Raw genomic sequence first — 16,914 nt, 5'->3', positions numbered from 1 at the left:
CGCATTTGTCGCAGGGGTGGCAGCAGCGGCTGTGGGGGCCGCGGGTGGAGCACGCGGGAGGGGCGCCTACGGGGGTGGGCGCTCCTCCCGTGTTTTTTGGGCCCGCGTCAGTGCGCGTCCGCCCAGCTCCGCCCCGCGCCCACGTCCACCTTGAGCGGCACCTTCAGGTCGGCCACCGAGGACATGGCCTTGACCGCCAGCGCCTTCACCGCCTCCACCTCCGCGTCGGGCGCCTCGAAGAGGAGCTCGTCGTGGACCTGCAGCAGCATCCGCGCGCTCAGCTTCTGCGCCTCGAGCGCCGCGTCCACCGCCAGCATGGCCTTCTTGATGAGGTCCGCGGCCGTGCCCTGGATGGGCATGTTGATGGCGGCGCGCTCGGCGGCCTGGGCCACGCCGCGATTCTTGGAGTTCAGGTCCGCCATGTAGCGGCGGCGGCCGTACAGCGTCTCCACGTAGCCCGTCTTGCGCGCCACGGAGACGGTCTCCTCCAGGTACCGCTTGATGCCCGCGTAGCGCGTGAAGTAGCGCTCGATGATGTCGCGGGCCACGTCCTGGGCGATGCCCAGCCGCGCCGCCAGGCCATGCGGTGACAGGCCGTAGGCGATGCCGAAGTTCACCATCTTCGCCACGCGGCGCTGCTCGCGGTCCACCTGCTCCTTGGCCACGCCGAAGACCTCCGCCGCGGTGCGGGTGTGGATGTCCTCGTCATGGAGGAAGGCCTCGATGAGCACCGCGTCGTTCGCGATGTGCGCCAGCAGCCGCAGCTCCACCTGGCTGTAGTCCGCGCTCACCAACTGGTGCCCCTCCGCGGCCACGAAGGCGCGGCGGATCTCCCGGCCCAGGTCCGTGCGCACGGGGATGTTCTGGAGGTTCGGGTCGGTGGAGGACAGGCGCCCGGTGGCGGTGGCCGCCTGGTGGTAGGTGGTGTGGATGCGCCCGTCGGCGGCCACCAGCGTGGGCAGCGTGTCCAGGTAGGTGCTCTTCAGCTTGGACAGGCTGCGGTATTCGATGATGGCGCCCGGCAGCGGGTGCTCCTCGGAGAGCTTCTCCAGCACCTCCTGGTCCGCGGAGGGGCCCGTCTTGCCCCGCTTGATGACGGGCAGCTTCAGCTCCGTGAAGAGCACCTCCACGAGCTGCGGGTTGGAGCCGATGTTGAACTCGCGGCCCGCGTGCCGGTAGACCTCCTTCACCTGCGCCTCGACGGCCGCGTCCACCTTCACCGAGGTGCGAGACAGCTCGGCGGTGTCCAGCAGCACGCCCCGCCGCTCCATCCGCGCCAGGAGCGGCAGCAGCGGCAGCTCCATGTCCCGGGCCAGCGCCGCCAGCTTCGCGGCCTCCAGCTCCTTCCACAGCTCGGGCGCGAGCCGGCGCGCGGCCTCGGCGCGGATGGCGAACCCGGTGGCCACCTCCTCCACCGTGTGGTCCGCCAGGGCCCGGTCCTTCTTGCCGCGCTTGCCCTCCGCGGCGTTCGGCAGCGGCGGCAGCTCCGTGTAGAGCCGCTCGCGCGCCAGGTCCACCAGCGCGTGCTCCCGGCGGGACGGGTTGAGCAGGTAGCTGAGCAGCTCCACGTCGTCGTGCGCGCCGTGCAGGGTGAGGCCGTCGTTGGCCAGGACCAGGCTGAGCGCCTTGAGGTCGTGACCGCCCTTCTTCACCGCCGCGTCCTCCAGCACCTCGCGGAAGGCCGCGGTGAAGGACTCCGGCTTCACCTGCGTGACGCCGAGCTGCGCGTGCCGCAGCGGCACATACGCCGTCTGGCCGTCCGGCAGCGCCACGCCCAGGCCCACCAGCTTCGCGGCGAAGGGCGCGCCCTCGTACGCGGGAATCAGCGTGACGGCGCCCGCCTCGCGCGCGGCGCCCGCGAGCCGCGTGAGCTCCGCGTCCGAGCCCACCAGCGTCGGCGTCACCGTCAGCGGCGCGGGCTGCTCCTTCGGCGGCTCGGAGGTGCCCGCGGCGCCGTCCTGCTGCGGCAGCTCCTTGAGGAGGGCGAAGAACTCCAGCTCGGTGAACAGCTCACGCGAGCGCTGCGCGTCCAGCGGCCGGCGGGCCAGGTCCGCCATGCGCACGTCCAGCGCCAGGTCCGTCTTGAAGGTGACGAGCTGCTTGGCGCGCAGGAGGCTCTCGCGGTGCGAGGCGATGTTCTCCCGGATCTTCGGCTTCTTCACCTCGTCCAGGCGCGACAGCAGCGTCTCCACGTCACCGAACTGCTGGATGAGCTCGGTGGCCGTCTTCGGGCCGATGCCCGGCACCTTGGGGACGTTGTCCACCGCGTCGCCGATGAGGGCCAGGTAGTCCCGCATCTGCCCCGGCTCGATGCCCAGCCGCGCCTTCACGTCCGCGGGCTCCGTGTGCACGTCCTTCATCGGGTCGTACAGGCGCACGTCGCTGTCGACAATCTGGACGAAGTCCTTGTCGCCGGTGACGACCTGGACGCAGAAGCCCTCCGCCTTCGCCTTCACGGCCAGGGTGCCGATGACGTCGTCGGCCTCCCAGCCGGCCACCTCCAGCACGGGCACGTTGATGGCTTCCACCACGCGGCGGATGAGGGCGAACTGGGGGACGAGGTCCTCCGGGGGGCCCTCGCGGTTCGCCTTGTACGTGGGGTCGATCTTCTGGCGCTCGGTGCGGCTCTCCTTGTCGAAGGCGAGCGCCACGTGCGTGGGCTTCAGCTCGCGCAGGGCCTTGAGCACCATGCGCGTGAAGCCCAGCACGGCGTTGGTCTGCACCCCCTTGCTCGTCGTGAGCGGAGGGATGGCGTGGTAGGCGCGGAAGATGAAGCCGGACGCGTCGATGAGGACCAGGGTGGGCGCTGAGCGCGGAGGGCTGGTGTCGACCATGCCCCCGTGCCTAGCGCGCCCGCCCCGCCCTGTCCATGACGCGCGCTACTTGCAGCCCATCTCCGCCTGCTTCGCGACGACCATCTCCTCCACGCCGTCGCCCTTGACGGCGTAGTCCAGCGCCACCGCCATGTCGCCGCAGCTCCCGGCGGCCCGGAAGGCCTCCAGCGCCCGCGAGGAGCAGAAGGCCGCCGCCTTGTTCAGGTTCGGGTTGCCCGCGTAGAAGCTGAAGCCCAGCTTCCACACACGGCAGGCGCGGCGGAAGTCCTCGCGGTCTGCCCAGTGCTTGCCGCGCAGGTACGACTTCTCCGCGAAGTCCTGGAGGATGTTGCGCCGGTAGAACGACGGCTTGGACTCCGCCAGCTCCAGCATCACGGCCTTGTCCGTGGCCAGCGCCTCGCGGAAGGGCTCGGCGGCCTTCTCCGGATCTTCAGCGGCCAGGAAGCTCTGGCCCGCCTTGAAGAGCTGGTCGACGGTGGACATGACCTTGATCAGCTCGTCCGCCTGGGCGTGGTACTGCGCGGCCTCGTAGTTGGAGCGCAGCTTCTGCATGGTGGCCAGCGCCTCGCTGCCGCGGCCGCTCCAGTAGTCCAGGAGCGCGGCCTGCATCAGCTTGTTGGGGAAGCGCTTCTTCGCCGCCTCCATGACGACGGTGCGCGGATCCACGGTCCGCTCATCCCCCGCCAGCACCTCCGCCACCGGGCACACCCAGGGCGCCGCGTTGGCGTCCATCTTCTGGCGCGCGATGAGGAACTTCACGAACAGCGGGTCCTTGGGCCGCCACTCGTCGCGGCGCAGCCGGCCCCACAGCTTCAGCGTGAAGCCCAGGGGCGGCTGAAGGTTCTCGCGCGGCTGCGACTGGCACCACACCGCCATGTACACGTCGCAGCGTGACACCGCGGCGCTCCACTGCGCGTCCCGCAGGTACAGCTTGCAGTCCTCCAGCGCGCGCTTCGTCACCGCCTCGGCGGCCTCGCGCGCCTTGGCGCGGGCCCGGCGGAAGTACTCGCTCTCCTTCTGGATCTTCCGGAACGACTCCAGCGCCTCTTCGGGCTTGAGGCGCTGCAGCAGCCGCTCACCCTGCGAGTAGTACTCGAAGGACTCCTTCTCCAGCTTGATGCGGCGGATGAGGGTGTTCGCCTCCGCGTGGATGGGGTCCAGGTCCAGCGCCTGGGTGCAGACCTCGTTGGCCTTGTCCCAGTTGGGCGCGCCCAGCTCACTGGACGCGTAGGAGCGGCACTCGCTCAGCAGCTCTTGAATCTTCTGCGACGGGTCCGCCTGCGCGCCCCCGCCCGGCCCCTGGACGGCGACCGGCGCCGGACTCAGGATGGAGGACACCATGCCGACCATGAGCAGCACGCCCATCAGGCCGGCAGCCACCATGATGAGCTTCTTGCGTTTGGCGGCGGGGTCCTCCTCCGCCCCCCCACGCGCCGCGCCCCGGCGCACGGGCGCCGCGGAGGCCTCGGCCTCGAAGGTCATCTCCACCACGCCGAACTGGAGCTGGTCCCCAGGCTCGAGCGGCACCGGCGTCTGGTCCAATGGATCGCCGTTGAGCAGCGTCCCGTTGGCGCTGCCCAGGTCCTTCACCGTCACGCCCGCGGCCGTCACCTCCAGCTCCGCGTGGCGGCGGCTCACCGAGTCGTCTTCCAGGAGGATGACCGCTGGCGGCTGCCGCCCCACGATGACCTTGCCCCGGAGGGGGTAGGTCTGACCGGCCCACGGGCCGGTCATGCCCCGCAGCACCGGGCCGCTGGCCGCCGGCGCCGGCCGCGCGCCCCCGCCTGGGGAGGGCCGTGCCGGACGCGCGGGGCGCTTCGCCAGCGCCGCGCCGGGCTCGCCCCTCGCCGCGCCCTTCTTGATGCTGGGCATCGCCCGCGTGGCGCGCGCGCCGCCCCCCTCGCCGCCCACCGGCATGGGCTCCTCGCCCCCCGCCGCGGGCCGGGCCGCGCGCCGCGCCCCCGAGCCCCGCGCCGCGGGCGCCTTGAGGCGCAGCACGTAGTCCCCGAGAAGTACTTCCGACTGCGGCGTCAGGGCCGTGGGCGCCATGATGCGCTGGCCGTCCACGAACGTGCCGTTGGCGCTGCCCACGTCGTCGATGAAGACGGCGCCGCCTTCCTCGAAGACGCGCGCGTGCGTGCGCGACACGCCTCCCTCGGTGATGAGGATGTCACTGCCCTGCTGGCGGCCAATCTTCAGCTCACCGGCGATGGCGAATTCGTTCTCAGTGCCGTCAGGGTGACGGACGACCAGGGTGGCCATGGACGCGTCAGTCCTCGCGGAAGATGCTCATGTTGACGGGGATGCCCTTGCGCTGCAGCTCGTCGTAGAACTTCGGCACGAAGCCGGACGCGACGTAGCGGCCGCGGACCTTGTGGTCCTCCGTGAAGCCATCCTGCTTGAAATAGAAGATGTCCTGGAGGGTCACGATGTCGACCTCCATGCCGGACACCTCGGTGATGTAGCAGATCTTCCGCGTCCCGTCGGAGAAGCGCGTCTGCTGCACGATCATGTGCACCGCGCTGGCGATCTGCTCACGGATGGCCTTCACCGGCAGGTCCATGCCGGACATGAGCACCATCGTCTCCAGCCGGGCGATGGCGTCACGCGGCGTGTTGGCGTGGAGCGTGGTGAGCGAGCCGTCGTGGCCGGTGTTCATGGCCTGGAGCATGTCCAGCGTCTCACCGGAGCGGCACTCACCGACGACGATGCGGTCGGGCCGCATGCGCAGGCAGTTCTTCACCAGCTCGCGGATGGTGATGGCGCCCTTGCCTTCCAGGTTGGGCGGCCGGCTCTCCAACTGCACCCAGTGGTCCTGGGGGAGCTGCAGCTCGGCGGCGTCCTCCACGGTGACGATGCGCTCCCCCTCCGGGATGAAGGAGCTGATGATGTTCAGCGTCGTCGTCTTCCCGGAGCCGGTGCCGCCGGAGATGACGATGTTGCGCCGGGCCTTGACGCACATCTCCAGGAACTCGGCCATCTGCGCCGTGACGGTCTTGAACTTGATGAGGTCCGAGATCTTCAGCGAGTCCTTCTTGAACTTGCGGATGGTGATGCAGGGGCCCTTCAGGGCCAGCGGCGGGATGATGGCGTTGACGCGGCTGCCGTCCTTGAGGCGCGCGTCCACCAGCGGGCTGGACTCGTCGATGCGGCGGCCGATGGGCGCCACGATGCGCTCGATGACGCCGAGCACCGCCTGGTTGGAGGAGAACGTCTTCTCCGACAGGGTCAGCTTGCCCTTGCGCTCGATGTAGATCTGGTTGGCGTGGTTCACCATGATCTCGCTGATGTCATCCGACGCGAGGAACGCCTCCAGGGGCCCCAGCCCCAGCGCCTCGTTGATGACGTCGGTGAGCAGCTCCTCGCGGTCCACGTCCTCCGGGAGCTCCCCGTCCGCGTCCATCTGGTCGATGATGTCGCGGATGGCCTTCTCGGTCCGGCGCCACAGCTCGTCGTCGCCGAGCCGGTCCATGTCCATGCGGCGCAGGTCGAGGTACTCGATGAGCCGGTCGTGGATCTCCTTCTGGAGCCGGGTGTAGCGCTCCTGGCGCGGGTCCACCTTGCGCTTGTTCTTCGCCAGGGCGGACGCCAGCGACGCCGGCATGCCCTTGGGCGCGGGCGCGGGAGGCGGCTCCTCCTCCTCCTCGTAGGGCTCCTCCTCTTCGTAGGCCCCCTCTTCGTCCTCGTAGGGCTCCTCGCCCTGCTCGTCGTAGTACTCCTCTTCCGGCTGACCCGCGCGGGTCATCACCGGGCCCTCGTCCTCGAGCGCCTCGACGTTGAGGATGTAGTCGCCGATGTAGACCTGGTCGGTCGGCTTGAGAACCTGGGGCGCGGCAATCTTCTTGCCGTTCACGAACGTGCCATTCGTGGACTTCATGTCCACGATGATGAACTTCCCGTCCTTGGCGACGATTCGCGAGTGGTACTTGGAGACGTTGCCCTTCGCGAGGATGATGTCATTGCCCGGCAGACGGCCGATGGTGACTTCATTCTTGTGGTACTCGCGCTGCTCGGTCCCGCCGCCCTTTTCCGCGAGGGTGATGAGAAACATGGGAACGGATGCTAGCAAGCCCCCCTTCGTCCTCAAAGCGTGAGAACCAGGCCGCACGCCTGCCCGCAAGGCGACGGGCCGGCATCCGCCCCCGGGAGGGGAGGAGCCGGCCCGTGCCGTGGGCCCGCAAGGCCCGGCTGGAGCGGCGCCCGAGGCGCCCGCCTCAGTCGAAGATGTTGAAGTTCACCTCGGACCGGGCCTGCTTGTAGCGGCTCTTCACGTCCTCGATGATGGTCCGGACCTTGTCGGAGTCCGGGTTCACGATGCGCGGGGTGACGAAGATGACCAGCTCGCGCTTGGTGGAGTCGAAGCCGCGGCTCTTGAAGAGCTCACCGACAATGGGGATGTGACCCAGGCCGGGGAGCTTGGACACGGACTTCTGCTCGTCGTGGCTGAACACGCCCGACAGGACGATGGTCTCACCGTGGCGCACGGTGACGTTCGTCTTCACGCGGCGGGTCCGGAAGCCGGGGATGGAGGACGAACCACCGAAGGACACCGCCACGGAGGTGTCGATTTCAGAGGCCTCCGCCTCGATCTCCGTCTGGATGTTGCCGTTGCGGTCCGCGGTGGGGCGCAGGTTCAGGATGACGCCGTACTTCTTGAACTCCACCGTGAACTGGTTGTTGGTGATGAGCGGGATGGGGACCTCGCCGCCGGCGAGGAACTCCGCCTTCTCACCGCTGGCACACACCAGCTTGGGCTGCGCGAGCAGGCGGCCGTAACCGTCGTTGCCCTGGAAGCCGAAGGAGAAGTCCGAGTTGGCGTTGAGGGCGAGCGTGGACACGCCCGAGCCGAAGGTCCCCGGGAAGAGCTCCTGGGAGATGTTGGCGATGGCCGACGCGGTGCCGGTGATGTCCGTGGGGTAGCGGATGCCGTAGCGGTCGCGGCTGTTGCGGCGGATCTCGACGAACTGGACCTCGGAGAGGATCATCCGCTTGATGCCGACGACGAGGAGGTTCTCCACCTTCTCACCGATGGCCTTGGTGATGAGCTCCGCCTTCTGCAGGTCCTGCTGGCTCTCCACGGAGCCCTCCAGGAAGATGGTGGCGCCCACCACGTTGGCCTGCACGTTCTTCAGGCCGGCCTTCTGGAAGGCCGCGTTGAGGTTCTGCGCCACCAGCTTCTTGGCGTTGGGGGCGATCTTCACGAACGACTTCACGTTCGGGTACAGGCCCACGACCTGCTCGATGCGGTCCGCGTCCTGCGTGGTGTAGGCCTGACCGTCCAGGTAGATGCGGTCACCCACCATGCGGACGGAGACACCTTCGATTTCGCCCAGGAGGCGCTTGATCTCGGTGATGACCTCGTTGGGGTCCTGCTTGCGGACCGCGACCAGGTAGCTGACGCGCTGGCCCGAGGACTTCCAGACGAGCAGCGTCGTCTTGCCCTCGGCCTGTCCGGTGATGAGGAGCTGGCCGGAGCCGAGCGTCTTCACGTCGGCGATGCTCGGGTCACCGAGCGCGACGCGGCTGAGGCCCGGAATGGTGATCACCTTCTGGGAGCCCACGCCGAGACTGACGTTGGTGCCATCCTGCGCAAGGGCGCTGCCGCCCGCCACCAGTGCGATGAGGGCGCCAAGCGCCGCGGCATGCGTGATGCGTGTGAACATCGTCCGTGTCCCCTCTTCTCTTCCAGAAGTCCGAGCTAACCCAACGTTCCGTGCTGCCACCACAGCGCCCAGACGGTGCCGAGCGCGATGGCCACTCCATAGGGAATGTGGCGCTGGGGCGCCGGCTGCGCGTCCGCGCTGGCCAACCGCACCCGCACCGCCCACCGGCGCACCACCGCCGCCAGCGTGTCCCAAACCGCGCCTTGCCAGAGCAGCGTCACCACCGCCTGGAGCGCGCCTACCAAAGAGATGAAGGCCGCGGCCGCGAGCACCGCCGGGAACCCCAGCACCGCTCCGACCCCGCCCATCAACTTCACGTCACCCCACCCCATCCGCCCTCGCAGCGCGGCTGGCAGCAGCAGCAACGCGAGCCCCACCCCCGACACCGCCCCACTGATGAGCCCGCGCTCCAGGTCACCCACCCCCTCGGTGGCCAGGCGCACGCCCAGCCCCACCGCCATCAGCGGGTAGGTGACCGCGTCGAGGATCTCGCGGCGAAGCACATCCGTCACCACCGAGATCACGAGGGCCACTCCAAGAACCGTCCACAGCGCGATTTGAACAGGCGTCATCAGCGCCTGTCCTTATTCGCGGCAGGCGTCCGGTATCAAACCAGGGACGCCTGGAGCCCGTCAATTGGCGAACAACCAGAAGCCCCGCGAGGCGGGGCCCGGGTCACCCATTATCGGACGAGGAGACGGATTTTCTCGCTGCAGATGAAATACTCGTCCCCGTCTTCAACCTTGCGGCGCTTGATGCGCTGCTTGTTGAACCAGGTTCCGTTGGACGAGCCCAGGTCCTCGATGATCCAGTCGTCGCCCTCGTGGACGATGACGGCGTGCTCGCGGGAGACCTTGCCGGAGTTGATGACGAAGTCGCAGTGCTTGCCGCGGCCGATGACGAAGCGCTCCTTGACGATCTGCTCCTGATCCCCCGACTCGGTCACCAGGTACAGCGCGCCGGGCTCCTCCTCGGCGAGCTCGTCGGCGGGCTCCTCCTCGGCCTCCTCCGGGGGCGGCTCCTCCTCGTCCATGAGGCCCGGATCCTCGGCCTCGGGCAGCGGCTCCTCGTCCTCCTCCACCAGGTCGTCGGCGGGCGGGGGCGGCTCGCTGTTCTTGCCCTTGATGAGGCGCTCCAGCTCCGCGGCGGTCTCCAGCACGCGCTCGGCCACCTCACGGCGCACCGGGTCATTGTCCAGGCCGTTGGCGGAGGCCCGCTCCTCCGGCGTGGAGCGCACGGGCGGCCGCGCGGGCGGGGGCGTGGCCTCCGCCTTGGGCGCGGGCGCCAGCACCGGGGGCGATGCCGGACGCGGCGGCGCGGCGGCCTGGACGGGCTTCACCGGCGCGGCAGCGGCCTCGGCGGCCTCGGAGCGGGACTTCACTTCGAGGAAGCCGTTCAGGCGCGCGAACATGAAGAGCGCCTGGTTGATCAGCGCATCGCGATCCGAGCCCATCTGCTCGGCCATGTCTTCGTACGTCTCCCACAGGTGGTCGGCGATTCCGACCTTGCGGGCGGGACGGGAGTTCTGATCGATCATCGGTCTTGACTCGCGTGAATCAGGAAGCCCCTGACGATAGCAGAGGCTTCCATCCCCGCCCAGTTACTCGAAGGGAACCAGCGCCAATGACTGCGCCCGGTTGTCCGTGAGGCCCTCGAAGCCGACCTGGAGGATGCCGTCCGCCGAGGGGTAGGCGATGTAGGCCATGTTCGCCTCGCGGTTCTGGGCGGCGACCACCGGCCCCGGCAGCGTGTAGAAGGCCAGCCCCGTCCCCGCCGCGACGTCCGGCGTGAAGACGTAGTTGCGGATGCCCGAAATCACCGTCACCGCGTAGCGGTCTCCGCGGCGCAGCTCGCGCCCCACGGCCGCCACCCGGATGTGCAGTGGCGGCGGCGGCTGGGGGAAGAGGGACAGGTTCGGCACCGGGGGCGTCTGGGGGTTCGAGTCGTCGTCGAAGTAGAAGCCATCCGGGTGGAAGAAGTACTCCGTGGGCACGCTGTAGCTGGACGCCCCCGTCACGTCGCGCGACAGGAAGGTCCCCGCCTCGTTGAAGAGGACGAAGGGCTGGTCTCCACCCGCACGCACGGTGAAGCGCGTCAGGCTGGCGCAGTCCGCCGGAATCTCCTGCGAGTCCGCGATGACGAAGCGCACCCGGCTGGTGCCCGCCACCGGCTCCACCGACGCGATGGGCAGGTCGATGGCGCACAGCGCCTCCGGGCTCTCCAGGACGAGGATGTCCCCTGCCCGCGCGGTGGAGGCCACGGCGGCCTCGGCCTCGAAGAGCCGCGGGGTGGCCGGATCCCTCGGCAGGCTGCTCAGGCCGGGGAGCCCGCCCTGGTAGATGATCCGGTAGAAGCCGTTGGAGACGGAGCCCTCGTAGAGCACGGTCCGCTGCAGCGTCGGGTCCTGCGTCACCGTCACCAGGTCCGTGGTCTCGATGGTCACCGGCAGCTCGTTGCTGTCCAGCAGGGCCACCGTGGAGCGCGCGGTCGCCGCCGACAGGTCGAACTGGCGCAGGTCGCTCGCCGAGAAGAGCGTGATGTAGCCGTTCGACGACGGCATGACCCCCAGCAGCGGCACCCGCGGGCGCGTCTCCGCGCCGTTGTCCAGGACGAAGCGGAGGTTCGGATCCGGAACCAGGGCCAGGCCGGTCGGCAGTCCGCCCGCCGGGAAGATGGGGAGCATCGGCGCGCCGCTGAGGTCCCGCGCCGTCTGCCCCGGCGGCGACGACTCGGTGTCCACCGCGAGCACCCCGGAGCACTCGCGCGCGGCCGAGCACGCGGACTCGTCCCGGACGCCGAAGATGTAGCGGCCGGCGTTGATGGAGCCGGCGTCGGGGATGTCCACCCGGGGGTGGCTCGCCAGGATGCGCACCGGCACGTTGCCGAAGCCGGCGGACAAGTCCACCGTGGGCGTGGACGGCTGGAGGCAGTCCGCGACCGGGCCCGCATCCGTGACGAGCAGCGTGCGGCCCGAGCGGCCCGAGGCCTGCCGCGTGGCGAGCGCGAACGTGTCCGGACCGGCCAGCATCGTCATGGCCAGGATGGACTCTCCGGGCTGGAGGCAGAACACCGTCACCGGCGCGGGGAGCGAGCCGGGCTCCGCGGCCGCCAGCGCCTCCGGCCCGGGGAGGTCCTGCCGCATCACCCGGGCACCACCGGTGTCGGCGGTGAAGAGGCCGTCGGGGTCCTGGATGGCGTAGTACAGCCCGCTGGGGCCGCCGCTGCCCTCCGCGGGCGAGCGCGCCGCGAAGGCGGTGACGATGCTCGCGGCCTGGAGCCGGGCCACCTGCCGGAGCTGGTCACGCGCGGCGGCCACCACTGAAATCTCCGGTGAGCCCGAGCTGCGCGCGTAGATGTAGGGCCCCGGGACGTCGTTGCCTTCCGCGTTGTAGGCCACGTCGCGCGTGAGCGCGTCCGGCCGGTCCAGCACGGGGATGGACAGCGCCTCCAGCGGGTTGGGCGCGGGGATGAAGGTGCGCGGGTTCGACGCCAGGTCGAGCACGCGCAGCTCGTCCCGGTCCGAGGACGTGACGAAGACGAGGTCGTTGGCCAGCGTCACGTCGAAGGTGCCGGACAGGCCGGCGAAGCCGGTGGTCGCGTCGGTCGCGGAGCAGCTTCCGGACAGGCCGGCGCTCGCGAGGAGCAGAGCAAGGGTGCTGCGCTTCACGGGGAGGTCTCCTGGCACAGGCTGGTGCCCTGGCGCGGGTCTCGCCCCTGCCGGGCGCCGAGCCGCGCCACCAGCCGCGCGTTCTGCGGCCGGTCGAGGTCGGGAATGTCGATGATGGCCACGCGGCCATCACCAAAGGTGCTGGTGAAGATACGAGCGCTGTTGCCCCGGACATCCGCGGCCAGGCCAAAGGGCTGGCTGGGCTGGTTCGGGTCGTTGTCCCCCACCTGCACCTGGGCGACGAGCTGTCCCACTTCCTCGTCGAAGATGGCCACGGCCTCGTCGCCGCTGCCCGTCACCGCCACCAGGTTGCCGCGGCCAGCGCCGCGCGGGATGACCTCCAGCTCGCTCGCGCCCGCCGGCACCGGCAGCGCCGACACGATGCGCACCGTGGGCGTCGTCCCCGCGTCAGGCGCCGTGCCCGCCGCGTTCAGGACGTCCAGGACGAGCAGCGTGTCCGGGCCGCGCGCCAGCAGGTAGACGCGCTCATCCACGATGGTCTGCTCCGGCGCGGCCGGGTCGGGAATGCGCGTGGCCGACGGCACCACCGCCACCCCCCGCGCCTCACGCACCGAGTACGCAAGCTCCAGGTCCGTCTCCAGGACGCGCCCCGCGACGGTCCGGTCCACCAGCCGCAGGATGAAGCGCGCCGGCAGCGCGCCCAACTGCGTGGACGACGAGTTGCGCCCCGAGGCGTACACGTAGCGGCTGCCAATGGCCGTGGCGTGCGCGACGCCGGAGAGCCGGTCCGCCGACCCCAGCACCACGAAGTCGTTGGTGCTCAGCGCGTCGCGCGTGGGGTTCGCGGCGGAGAGGTGCAGCACGTAGCCTTCCAGGTCGGCCTCGGCGACGGCCGTCGCGGGCCCGGCCAGCTCCGTGTGCGTCACCCAGACCCGGGCGTCCTCCTCGTTGCCCGCCACGCTGACGCCCAGGGGCCCCGGGGCCGAGGGCAACCCGTTGGAGGCCCCCGGGATATCCAGCAGCGACAGCGCGTTGACGCGGCAGTCGCGGTCGCCGCCCTGCACGCAGTTCAGGGTGAGGCCGTCAGCGCCCACGTCGATGGCGTGCAGCAGGCTCTCCTCGGCGCGCGCCGGGACGAACAGCCGCGGCGGCCGGCCCGGGGGGCTCCACATGGCCATTTCACCCGCGAAGCTCTGGATCTGCACGTACGACTGCGCGCCAATCCCCAGCGACGTGATGTCGTTGGGCAGCGTCTCCGCGGGGGCGAAGTCCGTGCCGAAGGGCCGCACCCCCATGGCGTCCAGGTCCAGTGCGACGACCGAGCCGGAGTCGTAGCACTTGTCGAAGTTGGCGCTCGCCACGTAGAGGTAGCCGTTGGTGGACGGCCCCGCTTCGGGGCGCCAGAAGGCAAGACCGCTCGGGTAGACGAGCCGGGTGGACGGGGGAGGCTTGCTCTCGGTGCCGACGTTGCACGACATGAGAAGCAGCGCGGAAGTCAGGAGGTAGGGGCGCATCAGAGGGGGGCGGAGTGTAGGAAGGGGCCTCCCCCCGGGCAACCGGAAACGCGGCGCGCCATTCCCATGCGCCTTGCGCCCGACGCCGCCGTGCCCCCCGGGGTGCTTCATCCCCCGGAGGGCAGGCAAGCCGCGTGTCAGGCCGCGGCGGCCGTTTCGGCCTGGATCTTCGAGAAGTCAGCCACCTGGTTGAACAGGGCGCCAATCTCCACGAGCAGGCGGATGCGGTTCTCCCGCAGGGCCTTGTCCTCCGCCATGACCATCACCTTGTCGAAGAAGGTGTCCACGGCGGGCTTCAAACCCGTGATTTCCCGGAGGGCCCCGGTGAAGTCGTCCGCGCGCACCAGCCCCGACACCGTGCTCCGGGCCTGGGTGAAGGCGGAGTGGAGGTGCTTCTCAGGCGCGTCCACCAGCTTCTGGGGGTTGGTCTCCCCGCCCTGGACGTCGCGGCCCTGCTTCTCCACGATGTTGACCACGCGCTTGAAGGCCACGGCCAGGGGCAGGAAGTCCGCCCGGCCCACGATGGCGCTCAGCGCCTCCAGCCGCTTCTGGGCGGCCACCAGGTCGTCGAAGCCGGCCGACAGCACCGCCTCCACCACGTCCGTGCGGTGCTGCTCGCCCCACAGCGCCTTGAGGCGGCCGCGGAAGAACTCCAGCACCTGCTCGCGCGGCGCGGGCTCGCCGGCCTTGCGCTTCGCGTTGGCGATCTTCGGCGCCAGCAACCGGAGCGCCTCGTCCACCGCGGCCGACAGGCTGAAGCGGTAGCCCCGCCCCAGCACCAGCCGGATGATGGCGATGCACGCGCGGCGCAGCGCGAAGGGGTCCGCCGCGCCCGAGGGCGCCTTGCCGATGGCGAAGATGCCGCACAGCGAGTCCAGCCGGTCCGCGATGCCGATGAGCGCGCCCGCGTCCTGCGTGGGCAGCGCGTCCTCGGCGCCGCGCGGCAGGTAGTGCTCCGCGATGGCCAGGGCCACGGCGTCCGGCTCACCGCCCGCGCGGGCGTACTCGCGGCCCATGACCCCCTGGAGCTCCGGGAACTCGCCCACCATGCCGGTGACGAGGTCCGCCTTGGCCAGCGTGGCGCCGCGCTCGATGGTGGCCGCGTCCCCCGCCCTCCCCGTCTGCTGCGCCAGCCACAGCGCCAGCGTGCGGAAGCGCTCCACCTTCTCCAGGTAGCTGCCGAGCTGCCCCTGCCACACCACGCGGCCCAGCTTCTCCACGCGGTCGATGAGCGGCGTCTTCCGGTCCTCGTCGAAGAAGAAGCGGCCGTCCGCCAGGCGCGCGCGCAGCACGCGCTGGTAGCCGCGCAGGCTGAGCTGCTCGTCGCGCACCGGCGTGTTGGACACGGCGATGAACTTCGGCTGCAGCTTGCCCGCCGAGTCCACCAGCGAGAAGTAGCGCTGGTGGCTCTTCATCTCCTGCACCAGCACCTCCGGGGGCAGGTCCAGGTGGCGCTCCTCGAAGGTGCCCACCACGGGGCTGGGCAGCTCCACCAGGTTCGTCACCTGGTCCACCAGCGACTCGTCCTCCAGGAGCCGGGCGCCGGCCTTGGCCGCGGCCGCCTTCACCTTCTCCACGAGCTGCGCGCGGCGCTTCGCGATGTCCGCCACCACGTGCGCCTGCTCCAGCGCCGCCTCGTAGTCCGCGGGCGCCTTCAGCTCGATGGCGCCAGGCGCCAGGAAGCGGTGGCCGCGCGTGGCCCGGCCGCTCGTCACGTCGCCGAACACCACGGGCAGCACGTCGCTCCCCAGCAGCGCCACCAGCCACTGCACCGGGCGCGCGAAGGACGTGTCCACGTCCCCCCAGCGCATGGACTTGCGGAAGTTGATGCCGTGGACCGCCGTGTGCAGCGCGTCCTTCAGGATGTCCGCCGCCGGGCGGCCCTTCTCCTCCACGCGCGCGGACACGTACTCGCCCTTGGGCGTGGTGGCCCGGCCGAGCTGGTCCACCGTGAGCTTCAGGCCCTCGGCGAACTTCTCCGCCGCCTTGGTGGGCTTGCCCTGCGCGTCGAAGGCCGCCTTGGCGCTGGGCCCCAGCACCTCCTTGACGATGTCCTCGCCCGCGTCCGCCACGTCCTTCACCCACACCGCGAGCCGCCGCGGCGTGCCGAAGGTCCGCACCTCGCCGTGCTTCAGGCGGGCGTCGGCCATGCGCTCGGTGATGACGCGCTTCAGGTCCTCCAGCGCGGGGCCGATGAACGACGCCGGAATCTCTTCCGCGCCCACCTCCAGGAGCAGATCACGCGCCACGGGCCACCTCCGCCTTCTGCTTCTTCTCCACGGGCTTGTTCAGGACCACCGTCTTCCAGTAGTCGCTGGCCGGCTTGCCCTCCAGCACCGGGGGCTGCTCGCCCACGGTCCACGGCGACTTGAGCAGCGGGTAGCCCAGCCGCTCACGCATCTGGAGGTAGCCCTCCGCGCACAGCCTCGCGCTGTCGCGCACGCGCTTGATGAAGTTGGCGCGCTCCGTGACGGAGATGGCGCCGCGCGCGTCCAGCAGGTTGAAGGCGTGCGAGCACTTCAGCGCGAAGTCGTACGCGGGCAGCGGCAACTGGCGCTCGATGAGGCGCTTGCACTCCTTCTCGTACGCGTCGAAGAGCGAGAAGAGCATCTGCGCGTCCGACTCCTGGAGCGCGTACCTGCTCATCTCCACCTCGTTCGGGTGGAACACCTCGCGGTACTTCACGCCCTTGACCCACTCGATGTCGAAGACGTTCTCCACGTTCTGCAGGAACATGCAGATGCGCTCGAGCCCGTAGGTGAGCTCCGCGGCGACGGGCTTGCAGTCGAAGCCACCGCACTGCTGGAAGTAGGTGAACTGCGTCACCTCCATCCCGTCACACCACACCTCCCAGCCCAGGCCCCAGGCGCCGAGCGTGGGCGACTCCCAGTCGTCCTCGACGAAGCGGAGGTCGTGCTCCAGCGGGTCGATACCAATCTTCCGCAGCGACTCCAGGTACAGCGCCTGGACGTTCTTCGGCGCCGGCTTGAGGATGACCTGAAACTGGTGGTGCTGGAACAGGCGGTTGGGATTCTCTCCAAACCGGCCGTCCGCGGGACGCCGCGAGGGCTGCACGTACGCCACGTTCCAGGGCTCCGGGCCCAGGGCACGCAGGAAGGTGTACGGGGCCATCGTGCCCGCGCCGACCTCGACATCGTAGGGCTGCGTGTTGATGCACCCCTGGTCGGCCCAGTGCTTCTGGAGCGTGAAGATAAGGTCCTGAAAATACATAGCGCGCGGACCCTAGTGACGGGGGTCCGGAGCGTCAAGGACGG

Annotated in this window: 10 protein-coding genes; all 10 read right to left on the bottom strand. The window is 70.1% G+C overall.

Translation table 11 applies throughout. From position 1 onward, the window contains the following. Nucleotides 1–107 precede the first annotated feature (107 nt). The gene (gene polA, locus MYMAC_RS15375; protein ID WP_095958634.1) at nt 108–2,834 is read right to left on the bottom strand and encodes a DNA polymerase I; all 2,727 of its coding nucleotides are present in this window, start codon (nt 2,832–2,834) and stop codon (nt 108–110) included. Between the two features lie 45 nt (nt 2,835–2,879). Continuing rightward, nucleotides 2,880–5,096: an FHA domain-containing protein gene (locus MYMAC_RS15370; protein WP_095958633.1), complete on the bottom strand. Its 2,217-nt coding sequence runs from the start codon at nt 5,094–5,096 to the stop codon at nt 2,880–2,882. Nucleotides 5,097–5,103: 7 nt separating this feature from the next. Further along, on the bottom strand, nt 5,104–6,885 hold the full coding sequence (locus MYMAC_RS15365; RefSeq protein ID WP_013939674.1) for a TadA family conjugal transfer-associated ATPase: 1,782 nt from the start codon (nt 6,883–6,885) through the stop codon (nt 5,104–5,106). Nucleotides 6,886–7,048: 163 nt separating this feature from the next. Further along, nucleotides 7,049–8,497: a type II and III secretion system protein family protein gene (locus MYMAC_RS15360; protein ID WP_013939673.1), complete on the bottom strand. Its 1,449-nt coding sequence runs from the start codon at nt 8,495–8,497 to the stop codon at nt 7,049–7,051. Between the two features lie 35 nt (nt 8,498–8,532). Then, entirely contained in the window at nt 8,533–9,069 is a 537-nt protein-coding gene (locus MYMAC_RS15355) for an A24 family peptidase (RefSeq protein WP_043711030.1), read from the bottom strand. A gap of 110 nt (nt 9,070–9,179) precedes the next feature. Next, complete coding sequence (locus tag MYMAC_RS15350) at nt 9,180–10,034, bottom strand: FHA domain-containing protein (protein ID WP_013939671.1); 855 nt, start codon at nt 10,032–10,034, stop codon at nt 9,180–9,182. A 63-nt stretch (nt 10,035–10,097) separates the two neighbouring features. Then, nucleotides 10,098–12,164 (bottom strand): hypothetical protein, encoded by a 2,067-nt coding sequence (locus MYMAC_RS15345; protein ID WP_239989539.1) that lies wholly within the window; start codon nt 12,162–12,164, stop codon nt 10,098–10,100. Continuing rightward, on the bottom strand, nt 12,161–13,603 hold the full coding sequence (locus tag MYMAC_RS15340) for a YncE family protein (protein ID WP_239989538.1): 1,443 nt from the start codon (nt 13,601–13,603) through the stop codon (nt 12,161–12,163). The genes MYMAC_RS15345 and MYMAC_RS15340 overlap by 4 nt, the downstream gene beginning before the upstream one ends. A gap of 173 nt (nt 13,604–13,776) precedes the next feature. Further along, nucleotides 13,777–15,888 carry a glycine--tRNA ligase subunit beta gene (gene glyS / locus MYMAC_RS15335; RefSeq protein ID WP_095958630.1) on the bottom strand — a complete coding sequence of 704 codons (2,112 nt, stop codon included), beginning with the start codon at nt 15,886–15,888 and terminating at the stop codon, nt 13,777–13,779. Next, complete coding sequence (gene glyQ, locus MYMAC_RS15330; RefSeq protein ID WP_013939666.1) at nt 15,878–16,870, bottom strand: glycine--tRNA ligase subunit alpha; 993 nt, start codon at nt 16,868–16,870, stop codon at nt 15,878–15,880. Before glyQ ends, glyS begins: the two co-directional genes overlap by 11 nt. Between the last annotated feature and the right edge of the window lie 44 nt (nt 16,871–16,914).

The sequence above is a fragment of the Corallococcus macrosporus DSM 14697 genome, assembly GCF_002305895.1.
GTDB lineage: Bacteria > Myxococcota > Myxococcia > Myxococcales > Myxococcaceae > Myxococcus > Myxococcus macrosporus.
The sequence above is the reverse complement of the archived record's forward strand: the minus strand, read 5'-3'. Positions and strand labels throughout refer to the sequence as shown.

Bases quoted from the DNA above. Each gene is read 5' to 3' on its own strand.
- polA (WP_095958634.1), bottom strand. From the start codon at position 2,834: ATGGTCGACACCAGCCCTCCGCGCTCAGCGCCCACCCTGGTCCTCATC.
- MYMAC_RS15370 (WP_095958633.1), bottom strand. From the start codon at position 5,096: ATGGCCACCCTGGTCGTCCGTCACCCTGACGGCACTGAGAACGAATTC.
- MYMAC_RS15365 (WP_013939674.1), bottom strand. From the start codon at position 6,885: ATGTTTCTCATCACCCTCGCGGAAAAGGGCGGCGGGACCGAGCAGCGC.
- MYMAC_RS15360 (WP_013939673.1), bottom strand. From the start codon at position 8,497: ATGTTCACACGCATCACGCATGCCGCGGCGCTTGGCGCCCTCATCGCA.
- MYMAC_RS15355 (WP_043711030.1), bottom strand. From the start codon at position 9,069: ATGACGCCTGTTCAAATCGCGCTGTGGACGGTTCTTGGAGTGGCCCTC.
- MYMAC_RS15350 (WP_013939671.1), bottom strand. From the start codon at position 10,034: ATGATCGATCAGAACTCCCGTCCCGCCCGCAAGGTCGGAATCGCCGAC.
- MYMAC_RS15340 (WP_239989538.1), bottom strand. From the start codon at position 13,603: ATGTCGTGCAACGTCGGCACCGAGAGCAAGCCTCCCCCGTCCACCCGG.
- glyQ (WP_013939666.1), bottom strand. From the start codon at position 16,870: ATGTATTTTCAGGACCTTATCTTCACGCTCCAGAAGCACTGGGCCGAC.